Origin of the sequence: Yinghuangia soli (assembly GCF_021502675.1) — a bacterium.
In the GTDB taxonomy this organism is placed as follows: Bacteria; Actinomycetota; Actinomycetes; order Streptomycetales; family Streptomycetaceae; genus Yinghuangia; species Yinghuangia soli.
Genome location: NZ_JAKFHA010000028.1, coordinates 17,328 through 32,403 on the forward strand (window position 1 = coordinate 17,328; position 15,076 = coordinate 32,403).

9 protein-coding genes are annotated in these 15,076 nt (G+C 73.7%); 7 read left to right on the forward strand and 2 right to left on the reverse strand.

Annotation, left to right across the window (positions count from 1 at the left end; translation table 11 throughout):
* The first annotated feature begins 153 nt into the window (after positions 1-153).
* Together murJ and LZ495_RS32550 are read left to right on the forward strand one after the other, a co-directional pair.
* Positions 154-1,884 carry a murein biosynthesis integral membrane protein MurJ gene (gene murJ, locus LZ495_RS32545; RefSeq protein ID WP_235056627.1) on the forward strand — a complete coding sequence of 577 codons (1,731 nt, stop codon included), beginning with the start codon at positions 154-156 and terminating at the stop codon, positions 1,882-1,884.
* Positions 1,885-2,330: 446 nt separating this feature from the next.
* Positions 2,331-3,464 carry a glycosyltransferase family 4 protein gene (locus LZ495_RS32550; protein WP_235056636.1) on the forward strand — a complete coding sequence of 378 codons (1,134 nt, stop codon included), beginning with the start codon at positions 2,331-2,333 and terminating at the stop codon, positions 3,462-3,464.
* Between the two features lie 40 nt (positions 3,465-3,504).
* On the opposite strand, the gene LZ495_RS32555 is transcribed toward LZ495_RS32550, so the two are convergent.
* Positions 3,505-4,872, reverse strand: coding sequence for a DUF2254 domain-containing protein (locus tag LZ495_RS32555; protein ID WP_235056641.1), 1,368 nt, complete (start codon positions 4,870-4,872; stop codon positions 3,505-3,507).
* Positions 4,873-4,933: 61 nt separating this feature from the next.
* The gene (locus LZ495_RS32560; protein ID WP_235056643.1) at positions 4,934-6,763 is read right to left on the reverse strand and encodes a glycoside hydrolase family 15 protein; all 1,830 of its coding nucleotides are present in this window, start codon (positions 6,761-6,763) and stop codon (positions 4,934-4,936) included.
* A gap of 463 nt (positions 6,764-7,226) precedes the next feature.
* On the opposite strand from LZ495_RS32560, the gene pyrG reads away from it, so the two are divergent.
* The 5 genes from pyrG (at position 7,227) to LZ495_RS32585 (ending at position 14,837) form a co-directional block, all read left to right on the forward strand.
* Complete coding sequence (pyrG, locus tag LZ495_RS32565) at positions 7,227-8,936, forward strand: CTP synthase (RefSeq protein WP_235056706.1); 1,710 nt, start codon at positions 7,227-7,229, stop codon at positions 8,934-8,936.
* A 108-nt stretch (positions 8,937-9,044) separates the two neighbouring features.
* Complete coding sequence (locus LZ495_RS32570) at positions 9,045-9,713, forward strand: NUDIX domain-containing protein (RefSeq protein ID WP_235056644.1); 669 nt, start codon at positions 9,045-9,047, stop codon at positions 9,711-9,713.
* A gap of 106 nt (positions 9,714-9,819) precedes the next feature.
* Positions 9,820-11,937, forward strand: coding sequence for a tetratricopeptide repeat protein (locus LZ495_RS32575; protein WP_235056645.1), 2,118 nt, complete (start codon positions 9,820-9,822; stop codon positions 11,935-11,937).
* 638 nt (positions 11,938-12,575) lie between these two features.
* Entirely contained in the window at positions 12,576-13,691 is a 1,116-nt protein-coding gene (gene ald, locus LZ495_RS32580; RefSeq protein WP_235056646.1) for an alanine dehydrogenase, read from the forward strand.
* Positions 13,692-13,946: 255 nt separating this feature from the next.
* A complete protein-coding gene (locus LZ495_RS32585; RefSeq protein ID WP_268823636.1) occupies positions 13,947-14,837 on the forward strand; it encodes a tyrosine recombinase in 891 nt (296 codons plus the stop codon).
* The last annotated feature ends 239 nt before the right edge of the window (positions 14,838-15,076 follow it).

Here is a 15,076-nt window from a genome sequence, read left to right on the forward strand (position 1 = left end):
AAGCCGCCCGGATCCACGGGCGCCTCGGCGGGCCGTGCCGCACGCGGGGCTGCGGGCGAGGCCGGCTCAGGGGCGAACTCTCCGGAGGGTTCGGAAGGTTCTCCGCGCACGTCGCCGTCCGGTGCGTCCGCGGGCCCGTCGGCGGGCCGGCGCGTGGCTCGCGGGCTGGCCGGGGCGGCGCTGGTCATCGCGGTGCTCACCACGCTCGCCCGGGTGGCCGGGTTCGGCCGCCAACTGGTCTTCAACGGGACGGTCGGCCCGACCCTGGTCGGCGACGCGTACGCCGCCGCCAACTACGTGCCCAACATCGTCTTCGACGTCGTCGCGGGCGGTGCGCTGGCCAGTCTCGTGGTGCCGCTGCTGGCCGGTCCGATCGCGCGCGGCACCGTCGAGGAGGCCCGGCGCACCGCGTCGGCGCTGCTCGGCTGGGTGCTGCTGATCCTGGTCCCGGTCGCGGTGGCCGGCATGCTGCTGGCCCGGCCGATCATGGAGCTGCTGCTCCGCGGCCAGACCGATACGCCGGGCATGGTCGACCTCGGCACCGGGTTCCTGGTCGCCTTCATGCCGCAGATCCCGCTGTACGGGCTGGCGGTGGTGTCCGCGGGCATCCTGCAGGCGCACCACCGCTTCACCGCGGCCGCCGTCGCGCCGCTCGTGTCCAGCCTCGTGGTGGCGGGCGCGTACCTGGTGTTCGAGGCCGGGTACGACGGCGACGGAAGCGACCCGCAGTCGGTGCCGCGGAGCAGCGAACTCGTCCTGGGCCTGGGCACCACGGCCGGGGTACTGGCCCTGGCGCTGTGCACGCTGGTGCCGCTGCGCGGGACCGGTCTGCGGCTGCGGCCCGCGCTGCGGTTCCCGGAGGGGGTGGCGCCGCGCGCGCGGCGGCTTGCCGCGGCCGGCGTGGCCACCCTCGTCGCGCAGCAACTCGCCACGGTCACGGTGCTGATGCTGGTCAGCGCGCACGCCCCGGACGGCGGTCTGGTGACCTACCAGAACGCGTGGATGGTCTACACGCTGCCGTACGCGATCCTGGCGGTGCCGATCGCGACCAGCGCGTTCCCGCGGCTGACCGCGGCCGCGCACGCGCGGGACCACGCGCGGTTCGCGGACACCGCAGCGTCGAGCACGCGCGCGGTGCTGCTGGTGTCGTTCGCGGGAGCCGCGGTGCTGGCCGCCACTGCGTATCCGGTGGCGGAGTTCTTCGCCCGATTGGGCGGCGGCAAGACCGACCCGGATGTCCTGGCCCGGGCGTTGGTCGCCTTCGCGCCGGGTCTGGTCGGCTACGGGCTGATGGCGCACCTGGGCCGGGCGCTGTATGCCCGCGGCCACGGGCGGGCCTCGGCCGGTGCGGTGGTGCTGGGCTGGCTGGCGGTGATCGTCACCGACGTGCTGCTGGTGCCCGCGGTGCCGCAGGACTGGGCCGTCGGGGCTCTGGGGTTGGGCAACACGGTCGGCATGACGCTGGCCGGGCTGCTGCTGGTGGCCGCGACCGCGAAGACCGCGGGTGGTGCGGCGCTGGCCGGCGTCGGACGCATCGCCGCGGGCGGCCTGTTCGCGGCCGCCGCGGGCCGCTTCGCCGGTGCCGCGGTGGCCGACCTGGTGGGAACGGGCGCCACGCCCCGCACGTTGATCAGCGGAACGGCAGCGGCGCTGGTCGGCTTGGCGGTTTTCGCCGCCGGGGCCTACATGACCTGCGGAGACGAGGTGCGCGCCCAAGTCCGGCGGGACCGAAAGGGCCAGGGCGAGACGGCCGCCGGAGGAGCCGAGCCGGACAGCCGGACGGACGGGCAGACGGGCGGCAAGACGGACGGCAGCGCGGCCGACGGGACGGCCGACGGCACGGTGGAGGGCGAGGGCGGACGTGATGGCACGACAGCCAGGTGACCCGGTTCCTCCGGCCGGCCGCGCGGACGCGACGGGCCCGCAGGGCATGTCGGGCACGAGTGCGGCCGGCCGTGACCGGCGCCCGACCGCCTCGCGCTTCGCCGGCCTCCGCGGTGGCGTCTCGGCCGTCCGCACGGCGGGCGAGGTGCAGGTTCGCAGGATGGGCTGGGTGCGTGTGCGGCCGACGGTGATCGGTACCCGGCCTCGTTCCGGTGGCCCTGGCAGCTGCGCCACAGGCCTGGACATCCGCGGCTTGCCCGGCGCGGCGGCGAGGCCCGGTCGCGCGGCCTGTCTGCGCCGGGTGGCGGGTGCGGGCGACACGGGCGGGGGTGTGCGCGGGCAATTCGGTGCTGTTGCGGGACCATGGACGCCGGTCGGTGCGGGCCGTCGGCCGGTCGGCGGCCGGGGCGCCGGCACGTACGGGACGGGCGAGACGAAGGAGAGCCGTGGCTGAGGGTACGTCGCAGGAGCGCGCCGGCAAGCCTGCCCGGCTGCGCGCGGTGCTGGTGCTGGCCACGGCGACCGGCGGTGCCGGGGCGCATGTGCGGTCGCTGGCCGAGGGGCTGTCGGCGCGCGGGGTCGCGGTGACGGTGGCCGGGCCGGCGTCGACCGAGGCCCGTTTCGGGTTCAGTGCGGCAGGTGCCCGGTTCACGCCGGTGGAGATCTCCACGTCGCCGCGCCCGTCCGACGTCGCCGCGGTGCGGGCGCTGCGCGAGCTGGCCGCGAGTGCGCATGTGGTGCACGCGCACGGGCTGCGGGCCGGGCTGATGGCCGCGACCGCGGTGGGCCGGCGGCGGCCGGGCCGTACTCCGCTGGTGCTCACGCTGCACAACGCGGTGCTGGCGACCGGCGCCAAGGGCGGTCTCGCGCACCTGATGGAGCGCCGTGCGGTGCGGGCCGCCGACGTCGTGCTGGGCGCGTCCGCGGACCTCGTGGACCGGGCCCGCAAGCTGGGTGCGGCCGATGTGCGGCTCGGTCCGGTCAGCGCTCCGCCGCTGCCCCCGCCGCGCCGCGACCCGGCCGCGGTGCGCGCCGAACTGACCAGTGCGGACCGGCCGATCGTGCTCGCGGTCGGGCGGCTCGCGCCGCAGAAGGCGTACCCGGTGCTGCTGGACGCCGCGGCGCGCTGGAAGACGCTCGACCCGGTGCCGCTCCTGGTGGTCGCGGGCGGCGGTCCGCTGTACGACGAGCTGCAGGCGCGGATCGACGCGGAGTACCTCCCGGTGCGGCTGCTGGGGCATCGCGACGATGTCGCGGACCTGCTGTCGGCCGCCGACGTGGCGGTGATCGCCAGTGAGTGGGAGGCCCGTTCGCTGGTCGCGCAGGAGGCGCTGACCGCGGGGGTACCGCTGGTGGCGACCGCGGTCGGCGGGCTGCCCGAGCTGTGCGGGGATGCGGCGGTGCTGGTGCCGTACGGCGACCCGGTGGCGCTGGGCGATGCGGTGGCCGAGGTGCTCGGCGACCCGCGGCGCCGCGAGGCGCTGGTCCGGCTCGGGCATGCGCAGGCCGAGACCTGGCCGGACGCGCACGACACCGTCGAGCAGGTGCTGAGCGTGTACGAGGAGCTCGGCCCGAACTGAGCCGGCCGCCGTCCGGCCGCCGACCAGTCGGCGGCCGGGGTCAGCCGATGCCCTGCCGGTCCGGGGTCAGCGCGAAGTCGCGTTCCGGGCCGGGCGGGAACGCCGCGTGCACGGCGTCGCGCAGCATCTCCTGCTGCTGGAGCAGCGGGCCGCGCCGGTGCTCCGGGGCGAGCCGCAGCAGGTCCTCCAGCGAGGCCGCCAGCCGCCGGGTGACCTGCGGGGACGCCGCGCCGTAGAGCCGCGTCTCGGTGTAGGCCAGGTCGACGATGTCGGCCCATTCGGGCACCGCCTCGACCACCCGTACGTCGCCCTTGCGGTCCAGGTGGGTGCGGGTGCCGAGCGGAAGCTGCAGCGTGCCGGCGAGCAGCATGTGCAGCCGGTCGAAGGAGTTGACCGCGGTGGTGGGGTCGTTGACGGCGGGGGACAGGGCGCGGGCCGAGATGTCGGACAGCTGCCGGAAGCCGTAGGCGAAGTCCTGGTGCATGCTGCGCTCGGTGCCCAGCTGCAGGGCGCCCGCGACGTCCACGGCCGCCGGAGGGGTGCCGTCGCCGTACACCTCCGCCAGGGGCGTGCCGTTGACGATGAAGTCGCCGACCCGCGGCGCGAGCCGCAGCACGACGCCGTGTCTTCGGGCGATCTTGACCAGGCGGCGGACGTCGACGTAGCGCAGCACGCCGCTCGGCCCGGCGTACGCGATGAAGGACGCGGGCGGCCCGTCCGGGGCCGCGGCGTGGCTGCGTTCGAGGTACCACAGCTCGCGGGAGGTCTCGCCCGCGACCGCGGCGATCACGTGGGTGACGCGCATCATCCGCAGCGTGGAGTCGACGTAGACGACGAACAGCACGAGGGACGTGATGACCAGGCCCATCGCGATGAACGACGAGACGAAGGGCTGGGCCTCCTCGGTGGTGGCCCGGCCCTTCTGCACGCGCAGCGCGAACAGGAACGTGCACAGGAACATCGCGAAGGTGGTCTTGGTGACGCGGTTGCGCACGTAGAGGCGGATCACGCGCGGGGTGAAGCCGGACGCCATCTGCAGCGAGACCAGCGTGATCGAGAAGACCACGCCGATGAAGGTGAGCATCGCCGAGCTGATGGTGCCGATGACCGCCGATCCGGCGCCGCCGACGTTGTCGATGAAGTCGAGCAGCCGGTTGTCCTCGGTGCGCGCCGCTTCGTCGTGGATCTCCTGGTCGATGGTGAGCGTGGCGGTGGCCAGGAAGAACCCGGCGACGAGGCCGAGGACCGGTGCGAAGAGGAAGGAGTCGCGCAGCCGTTCGCGGAGCGTGGGGAACGCCCGGCGGCGCGGCGAGCGCGGCAGGTTGCGCCACGGCGCCGCGGCGGACGCGGCCGGGCCGCCGGCCGCACCGCCCGCATCGGAGCCTGCAGCCGCGCCCGCGTCGTCCATCTGTTCATTACGGCACGCGGGCGCGGCGCGGGCGCGCCGGGCTACTCCATCAGGCGGATGCTCAGGCCGACTCGGCCGCGGCGGCAGCCGAGGCGGCTCCGTTCTGCTCCAGGCGGCGCAGCGAGGTGAGGCGCAGTGCCGTGTCGATGAGCGGGACGTGGCTGAAGGCCTGCGGGAAGTTCCCGACCTGGCGCTGCAGGCGCGGGTCCCATTCCTCGGCGAGCAGGCCGAGGTCGTTGCGCAGCGCCAGCAGGCGTTCGAACAGCTCGCGGGCCTCGTCCACGCGGCCGATCATGGCCAGGTCGTCGGCGAGCCAGAACGAGCAGGCCAGGAAGGCGCCTTCGTCGCCGGTGAGGCCGTCGAGGCCGACGCCGTCGCCGCGGGTGGGGTAGCGGCGGACGAAGCCGTCCTCGGTGAGCTCGTGCTGGATCGCCTCGATGGTGCCGACCACGCGCTTGTCGTCCGCGGGCAGGAAGCCGACCTGCGGGATGAGCAGCAGCGAGGCATCGAGCTCGATCGAGCCGTAGTACTGGGTGAAGGTGTTGCGTTCGGCGTCGTAGCCGTATTCGCAGACCTCGCGGTGGATTTCGTCGCGGACGCCGCGCAGGTGCTCCAGCGGTCCTTCGGTGCCGTCCGCTTCGAGCATCTTGATGGTGCGGTCGACCGCGACCCAGGCCATGACCTTGGAGTGCACGAAGTGGCGGCGCGGGCCGCGGACTTCCCAGATGCCCTCGTCCGGGTTGCGCCAGTGCGACTCGAGGAAGTCCATGAGGCGCAGCTGCAGCTGGTGGGCGTGGTCGTGGCCTTCCATGCCGGCCAGGCGGCCGTGGTGGAGGGCGTCGACGACCTCGCCGTAGACGTCGAGCTGGAACTGCTCGGCGGCGGCGTTGCCGATGCGGACCGGGCGGGAGTTCTCGTAGCCGGGGAGCCAGGAGGCCTCGTACTCGGTGAGGCGGCGCTCGCCGTTGACGCCGTACATGATCTGGAGGTTCTCGGGGTCGCCGGCCACCGCGCGCAGCAGCCATTCGCGCCAGGCCTTGGCCTCGTCGAGGAAGCCGGTGCGGACCAGGGCGGACAGCGTCATGGCGGCGTCGCGCAGCCACGTGTAGCGGTAGTCCCAGTTGCGGACGCCGCCGATGTCCTCGGGCAGGGAGGTGGTGGGGGCGGCGACGATGCCGCCGGTGGGCGCGTAGGTGAGCGCCTTGAGGGTGATGAGCGAGCGGACCACCGCGTCGCGCCAGGGGCCCTCGTACGTGCACTGCTGCACCCAGTCGGCCCAGAACTCCTCGGCGGAGCGCAGGGCTTCCTCGGCGTCCAGGGGCTGCGGCGGTTCGTGGTGCGAGGGCTGCCAGGTGAGCACGAAGGAGATGCGGTCGCCTTCGCGGACGGTGATGTCGGAGTACGTGGTCAGGCTGCGGCCGTAGGTCTTGGCGGCGGTGTCGAACCAGACCGCGTCGGGGCCGGCGACGGCGACCGTGCGGCCGTCGTCGTGGCGGCGCACCCACGGGACGATGCGGCCGTAGTGGAAGCGCATGCGCAGTTCGGAGCGGACCGCGACCTCGCCGCTGACGCCCTCGACGATGCGCATGACGGCGGGGCCGGTGCCGTTGCGCGGCGGCATGAAGTCGATCACCCGGACGGTGCCGCGCGGGGTCTCCCACTCGGACTCCAGGACCAGGGAGTCGCCGCGGTAGGTGCGGCGGGTGGCGTGCCCGCCGGAGAGCGGCGCTATCTTCCAGCAGCCGTTCTCCTCGGTGCCGAGCAGCCCGGCGAAGACCGCCGGGGAGTCGAAGCGGGGCAGGCACAGCCAGTCGACGGATCCGTCGCGGGCCACCAGGGCCGCAGTCTGCATGTCCCCGATGAGGGCGTAGTCCTCGATGCGATTGCTCACGCGGAATCCGTCCTGCCGTTGTCCGGCGTCGCGCTGTTCGTAGGGGGCCGTCCGGTTGGTGCACCGGACCCGGCCGCGAGCGGGCGGGACTGCTTCGGCGCCGGGTCGGCGCGGTGTCGCCGGGGTGCGCAGCGGGCGCCTCCGCGGCGCTCGCGGGCTCTTGATCAGGGTAGTCGACGCGCGTCGGCGATGACGCCTGGTCCGTGACTCTGCGTGCTCCCCGGGCGGGGGTTTCTCGCGAGTCGACACGGTTTCCGGCAAAATGACACCTCGGCGGTCACGCTCCGAATATGCCGGATCGTCCTGCGTGGTGACGGCCTCGCCTACGGGACGATGTCGCCGAGCGCTGTTACCCTGGTCTCCCGTGGACTTCTAGGGACCACTCCGGACCTCTTTGTCGAGGTGGAGATTCCCCGTCGAATTCCCTCCTCGAATCACGACCCACGGGAGCCCCTCCTTGGCAGTGCCCCAGACGCCCGGCAGTTCGACGCGCGGCGCGCGTCCGTCGACTCGTACCCGGCCGACCAAGCACCTTTTCGTCACCGGGGGTGTCGCCTCCTCGCTCGGCAAGGGGCTCACGGCATCCAGCCTCGGCGCGCTGCTGAAGGCGCGCGGGCTGCGGGTGACGATGCAGAAGCTCGACCCGTACCTGAACGTCGACCCGGGCACCATGAACCCGTTCCAGCACGGCGAGGTGTTCGTCACCGACGACGGCGCCGAGACCGATCTGGACGTCGGCCACTACGAGCGGTTCCTCGACGAGGACCTGCACGGTTCGGCGAACGTCACCACCGGCCAGGTGTACTCCTCGGTGATCGCCAAGGAGCGGCGCGGCGAGTACCTGGGCGACACGGTCCAGGTGATCCCGCACATCACCAACGAGATCAAGTCGCGGATCCGGCAGATGGCGGTCGAGGACGTCGACATCGTCATCACCGAGGTCGGCGGCACGGTCGGCGACATCGAGTCGCTGCCGTTCCTGGAGTCGGTGCGGCAGATCCGCCACGAGGTGGGCCGCGACAACGTCTTCTTCCTGCACGTCTCGCTGCTGCCGTACATCGGCCCGTCGGGCGAGCTGAAGACCAAGCCGACCCAGCACTCGGTGGCCGCGCTGCGCTCGATCGGCATCCAGCCGGACGCGATCGTGCTGCGCGCCGACCGCCCGGTGCCGGCCGACATCAAGCGCAAGATCTCGCTGATGTGCGACGTCGACGAAGAGGCCGTGGTGGCCGCGATCGACGCGCCGTCGATCTACGACATCCCCAAGGTGCTGCACGCCGAGGGCCTGGACGCGTACGTGGTGCGCCGGCTCGGCCTGAACTTCCGCGATGTGGACTGGTCGACCTGGGACGACCTGCTGCGCCGCGTGCACCAGCCGGACCGCGAGGTCACCGTGGCGCTGGTCGGCAAGTACATCGACCTGCCGGACGCGTACCTGTCGGTGACCGAGGCGATCCGCGCGGGCGGCTTCGCGAACAACGTGCGCGCCAAGATCAAGTGGGTGACCTCGGACAACACCGCGACGCCCGAGGCCGCGGCGCGCGAGCTGGCCGACGTCGACGCGGTGCTGATCCCCGGCGGGTTCGGCGACCGCGGCGTCGAGGGCAAGGTGCAGGCGATCAAGTACGCCCGCGAGAACCGCATCCCGACGCTGGGCATCTGCCTGGGCCTGCAGTGCATGGTCATCGAGTCGGCGCGCTCGCTGGCCGGCCTGGAGGGCGCGAACTCGCTGGAGTTCGACGAGAAGACCGCGCACCCGGTGGTCTCCACGATGGCCGACCAGCTCGACATCGTGGCCGGCCAGGGCGACCTGGGCGGCACCATGCGGCTGGGCCGCTACGAGGCGAAGTTCGCCGAGGGCTCCATCGCGGCCGAGGTGTACGGCGCGGACCACAGCTTCGAGCGGCACCGCCACCGGTACGAGGTCAACAACGCGTACCGCAAGCAGCTCGAGGCGACCGGCATGGTGTTCTCCGGGCTGTCCCCGGACGGCCGGCTGGTCGAGTACGTCGAGCTGCCGCGCGACGTGCACCCGTACTTCATCGCCACCCAGGCGCACCCCGAGCTGAAGTCGCGCCCGACCCGGCCGCACCCGCTGTTCGCGGGCCTGGTCGCGGCCGCGGTTCGGCGGGTGACCGGCGAGGACCGCACCGCGGCGGAGGTCGCGGGCTGACCTCGCAGGCGGCGCGCGCGATGCCGCGCGTGAAGTGACGTTCCCGATGCGGGGGCGGCCCGGGAAGTCGGGTCCGCCCCCGCGTCGCGTTCCACTACGTTGTGCACCATGAACGCCGAAGCCCAGCCCGTGCCTGCGCCGTCCGCCTCGTCCTCGCGGTTCCGCGACGCGGCCGAGGAGTGGCCGGTCACCGAGACGTCCGTCCCGTACCGGGGCCGGGTGACCGCGATGCGCTCGGACGTGGTGGTCATGCCGGACGGCGCCACCGCGCGCCGCGACTACCTGGACCACCCGGGCGCGGTCGGCGTCATCGCGCTGGACGAGGACGACCGGGTGCTGGTGCTGCGGCAGTACCGCCACCCGGTGCGGCAGAAGCTCTGGGAGATCCCGGCCGGGCTGCTGGACGTGCCCGGCGAGGCGCCGCTGCTCGCCGCGCAGCGCGAACTGTACGAAGAGGCGCACCACAAGGCCGACGCGTGGCAGGTGCTGGTCGACTTCTACAACAGCCCGGGCTCGTCGAGCGAGGCGATCCGGGTGTTCCTGGCCCGGGGCCTGAGCGAAGCAGTGGGGGAGCGGTACGAGGCGCACGGCGAGGAGGCCCACCTGGAGGTCGCGTGGGCGCCGCTGGACGAGGTGATCGGGCTGGTGCTGGCGGGCGAACTGCACAACCCGACGCTGGTGGCCGGCGTCCTGGCGCTGGCCGCGGCGCGCAGCCGCCCGGGCGGCGAGGCGGCCCTGCGGCCGGGCGGCGCCCCGTGGCCGGCCCGGCCGTTCTGACAGCTGCCGCACGCGTACCGCCGTGCGTCGCGCGGGCAACCGCGGCGGCGTTCGCTACCCTGCGCAGCAGGACTGTCAGGGGACTGGGAAGAGGGGGTCGTCGGCAGTGGCCAGCACCGAATCCGCGGCCGCGCTCGACGCGGTCTCCGCCGCCGTCCCCGGGCCCCGCTCCGGTGACGACCCCGGCATCCCCACCCTGCGCCTGGGCCCCGCGCAACTGCCTGCCGTGCCGCCCGGGTTCGTGGGCCGCACCGACGAGCTGCGCACGCTGTACGGCTGGGTCACCGGGCCCGGTGCGGCGGTGCCCGTGCAAGGTGTCGCGGCGCGGGCCTCGCTGCTGCCGCCGGACCGCATCGTGGCGATCTCCGGGCCGACCGGGATCGGCCGCAGCAGCCTGGCCGTGACGCTCGCGCACCGGCTCGCCCCGCACTTCCCCGACGGCGTGCTGTACGCGCGGCTGACCGGCCCGCGCGGCGAGACGACCGCACCTGCGGACGTCCTCGAATCGTTTCTGCATGCGCTCGGCGACCGCGAGCCGCCGGCCGGCGGCGAGGACCGCTCCCGGCGGTTCCGCGAACTCCTGGTCGACCGCCGGATACTGGTCCTCCTCGAAGACCTGACCGGCACGGCCCAGCTGCGGCCGTTACTGCCGGAGAGCCCCACCGCGCTGGTCGTGGTGACGACGGTCGGGCCGCTGACCGGGCTGGGCCGGGCCGCGGTGGTGCGGGCCTGCTCGCTGGACGTGCTGGAGCGCGAGGACGCCGCCGAGCTGCTGGGCAGCCTCGCCGGGCACACCCGGGTGGCATGCGACCCGCGGGCCGCGGAAGAGCTGCTGTCGCTGTGCGATTACCACCCGGGCGCGCTCAAGCTCGCGGGCGCCTGGCTGCGCGCCCGCCCGCGCTATGCGCTCGCCGACGTCGGCCGCCGGCTGCGCGCCGAGCGGCTCCGGCTGCAGAGCAGTGTCGAGGACGGCGAACTGGCTTTGCGGGCCTGCTTCGCGCTCGTGCACCGCGAGCTGGTGCCGTCCGCGGCGCGGCTGCTGCGGCTGCTGGCGCTGGTGCCGGGCCGCGAGTTCGGCCCGGACGCGGCCGCCGCGCTGGCGGACTGCGGCCCGGACGCCGCGGCCCGCTCCCTCACCGAGCTGTGCGAACTGCACCTGCTCGAACCGGGCGGCGCCCCGGGCCGGTTCCGCTTCCACGAGCTGCTGCGCGGCTACGTCCAGGAGTGCCTGGACGCCGAGGAGCGCCCCGGCGAGCGCCGCACCGCCCGCGTCCGGCTCCTGGAGCGGTACGTACGCCTGGCGCGCGCCGCCGAGCACACGCTGGCCGGGCGCGGCGACCAGGTCCCGGCCGATGTGCGGTTCGAATCCCCCGCGCAGGCCCGCGCCTGGGTGCGCGAGGAGCGCCCCGAACTGCTGGCCGCCGCCCGGGTGGCGGCCGCCGCGGGCCTGGACGGGCCGACCCGCCGCCTGGTCGCGGTGCTCACCCGGCTCCTCGACCGCCGCGCGCACTGGCGCGACGTCCGCGAGCTGCACGAACTGGCGCTGGCCACGGCACGCCGGCACGGCTCGGGCCGCCAGGAGGCCGTCGCCCTGCTCAACCTCGGCAACCTGCACGTGGCCCGCGCCGAGCTGGAGCAGGCGCTCGCCTGCTACCGGGCGGCCCTGGAGGTCTCCCGGTCGATCGCCGACCCCGCCGGCGAGGGCCGCGCGATGGTCAACCTGGGCAACGCGTACGCCGACCTCGGCGACCTCCAGCGCGCCGCGGACTGGTACGACCGGGCCCTGCTGCTGCGCCGCACCACCGGGGACGCGGACGGCCAGGCCCGCGTGCTGTCCCACCTGGGCCGCCTGCACGCCCGCATGGGCCGGTTCGAGCAGGCGCTGCGCGACCACCGGGCGGCGCTCGGGGTCCGGCGCCGCCTGGCCGACCCGGCCGAGGTCGGGCGGGTGCTGGCCGACATCGGCGCCTGCCTGGGCGACGCGGGCCGCACCCGCGAGGCGCTCACCGTCTACCGCGACGCCCTGGAGGCGTTCCGCGCCGCGGGCGACGAACGCCTCGAAGCCCTGGCCCTGCTCCGCACCGCGGACCTGATGGAGGACTCCGGCGACCTCCGCGAAGCCCGCGCCCGCCGCAGGCAGGCCCTGGCCCTGCTGGCCGACATCCCCCAGGCCGACGCCGTCCGCCGCCTCCTCGACGACGAGTCCGCCCACCACGGCGGCTGACCGCACCCGCCCGAGGGCAAGGCCGCCCGCTGCGGCGCCGACCGCATCCCGGACCCCCGTCCTGAGCCTTCCCGGTGCCGGTCCGGTGCCTGTCCCGTGCCTGTTCGGTGCCTGTTCGGTGCCTGCGCGACGATCCGGGCGCTCCCCGCTGCGGCCGGGGACCGCCCTCGCGGAATTTTCGGAGCGGGTGCGGCTCGTCCCGCTGCCGGTGGGGTCCTCCGGGCCGGCGTCGGCCGCCCCGGGGTCCGCTGTCCGTCCACGGGCCGCCCTGCGCGGTGCTGCGCTGCGTGCCTCGGCGGTCTTTCCGGTGCCTCTCTGACCTGCGGCGCAGCGTCTCCCGGGCGGTCGGCCGTCCGTATTTCCTCGCGCGCGTACGCGCGCCCGCGCGCGGTGGACCACCCGGCCGGGTGGACTGACGGAGCGGCCCGGCGGGTACCCCTGGAATAGCGACCTCGGCGCCGTCAGCCTGGGAAAGTTAAACAACCTGCTGGGGTCACTGGCACTTTGTAAGGTTGGCAGGGCGTCAGGGCCGCATTAAGCTAGGTTTGCCTCGGAGTCGTGGCGGTGTGCCTCTGCCTGCCCACTGGTCTGTCCGACGGCGTCTTTCAACCCTCTTGTACGTAAGGACGTGGATCGCCGTGAAGGTCGGCATTCCCAGCGAGGTCAAGAACCACGAGTACCGCGTGGCCATCACGCCCGCCGGCGTGCACGAGCTCGTGCGCAACGGCCACGAAGTCTTCATCCAGAAGGACGCCGGCGTCGGCTCCTCGATCACCGACGAGGAGTACGTGGCCGCCGGTGCCACCATCCTCGACACCGCCGACGCGGTGTGGGAGACCGGCGAGCTGATCCTGAAGGTCAAGGAGCCCATCGCCGAGGAGTACGGCCGGCTCCGCAAGGACCAGACCCTCTTCACCTACCTGCACCTGGCCGCCTCGCGCGAGTGCACCGACGCCCTGCTCGCCGCGGGCACCACGTCGATCGCGTACGAGACCGTCCAGCTCCCGACCGGCGCGCTGCCCCTCCTCGCGCCGATGTCCGAGGTCGCAGGCCGGCTGGCCCCGCAGGTCGGCTCGTACCACCTGATGCGCCAGGGCGGCGGCCGCGGCACCCTCATGGGCGGCGTGTCCGGCGTGTACGCCGCGAAGGTCGTCGTCATCGGCGCCGGCGTCTCCGGCCTCAACTCGGCCGCGATCGCGCTCGGCATGCAGGCCGAGGTGCTGCTGCTCGACCGCAACATCGAGACGCTGCGCCAGGCCGACCGCATCTACCAGGGCCACCTGCAGACGGTCACCTCGAACGCGTACGAGATCGAGCGCGCCGTGCTGGACGCCGACCTCGTCATCGGCGCCGTGCTGGTGCCGGGCGCCAAGGCCCCGAAGCTCATCACCAACGAGCTCGTGTCGCGCATGAAGCCGGGCTCGGTGCTCGTCGACATCGCGATCGACCAGGGCGGCTGCTTCGAGGACTCGCGTCCGACCACGCACGACAACCCGGTCTACAAGGTCCACAACTCGATCTTCTACTGCGTCGCCAACATGCCCGGCGCGGTGCCGCACACCTCCACCTTCGCGCTGACCAACGCGACGATGCCGTACATCGTCGCGCTCGCGAACAAGGGCTGGCGCAAGGCGTGCCAGGACGACGCGGCGCTCGCGCTCGGCCTCAGCACGCACGAGGGCGCGCTCACGAACGAGGCGGTCGCCGAGGCCCACGGGCTCGGCTTCGTCGAGACGGCGCAGCTGCTCGCCTGAGCTCCGGCTCGCACGACCTGACCCGACCTCGACCTGACGGACCCCGGTCCGGCGCCGATGGCGCCGCCGGACCGGACCGCAGGTACCCGGTCGGCATCCGCATGGTGCCGGACCCCACAACGGCGTGGGGTCCGGCATTACGCGTTTCCGGGGGCGGCGTTCGCCAGACTGGCCCGTTGACGCACCTCGGCCAGGACCCCGACGAGACCGCCCCCGACCCGGCAGGGGGGTGGGACCGCGGCCCGAAGACCGCGGATGCGGGCGCGCGGGCACGCCGAGCCTGCCGGGCGGCAGACGGCTGCCGCGGACCAACGCGACCTGGGGCGATATCTGGCCGTTCTCGCGGCCGCGGGCCGCAGCGGTCCGGACGGCGTCTCCACCGCCGACGTGACCGCCTACGTGGGCTCGCTGCGCACCGGCGACGCGCACGGGCCCGCGCTGTCCGACGCGTCCGCGGCGCGCGCGGTGGTCGCGGTGCGCGGCTTCCACCGCTTCTGCCTGCGCGAAGGCCTGGTGGCGCGCGACGTGGCGCACGAAGTCCCGCCCCCGGCCCCGCCGATGCGGCTGCCCGAAGCCGTCCCGCTGGACCGCATCGAGGCCCTCCTGGCGGCCGCCGGGCTGCCCGACCCGCCGTTCGGGCCGCGGGACCGCGCGCTCCTGGAGGTCCTGTACGCCACCGGGGCGCGCATCTCCGAGGCGGTGGGTCTGGATATCGACGACGTGGACCTGACCGCTCGTACCGTGGTCCTGGCGGGCAAGGGCGGCAAACAGCGTGTGGTGCCGCTCGGTTCGTACGCCGCGGAGGCGGTCGAGACGTACCTCGTCCGCGGACGATCGGAACTGATCGGAACTGGTCGGGGCGGCCCTGCGCTGTTCCTCAACGCGCGCGGCGGCCGGCCGACCCGGCAGAGTGGTTGGACGGTGCTGCGTTCCGCCGCGCAGCGTGCGGGACTCGAAGACGAGATGTCGCCGCACACGTTGCGGTACTCGTTCGCGACGCACCTGTTGGACGGCGGAGCAGATGTCCGAGTTGTCCAAGAACTGTTGGGACATGCGTCGGTGACGACCACTCAGGTCTACACGCTGGTCACCATTGATCGACTTCGTGAGGTCTACGCAGCTTCCCACCCTCGGGCTCTTGACTGAACCGGTGCGATGTTGCATGGGTCGGGCGGTTCGCCTTGCTGCGACCATGCGACACGCCATAGAGTCGCGAACCGTCAGCAAGGATCGTCAGGCTGACGAAGCAAGAAATGGCCTGGTCGGCAAGGAGGTAAGACGACTTGTGAATGAGTCGACATTTGCTCCCGGGGGTGCCCAGCCAGCGTCGGCCCAGGCCTCCCGTGGGTCGGTTCAGGGATCCGGGACGGGAATTCCGGCCCCGG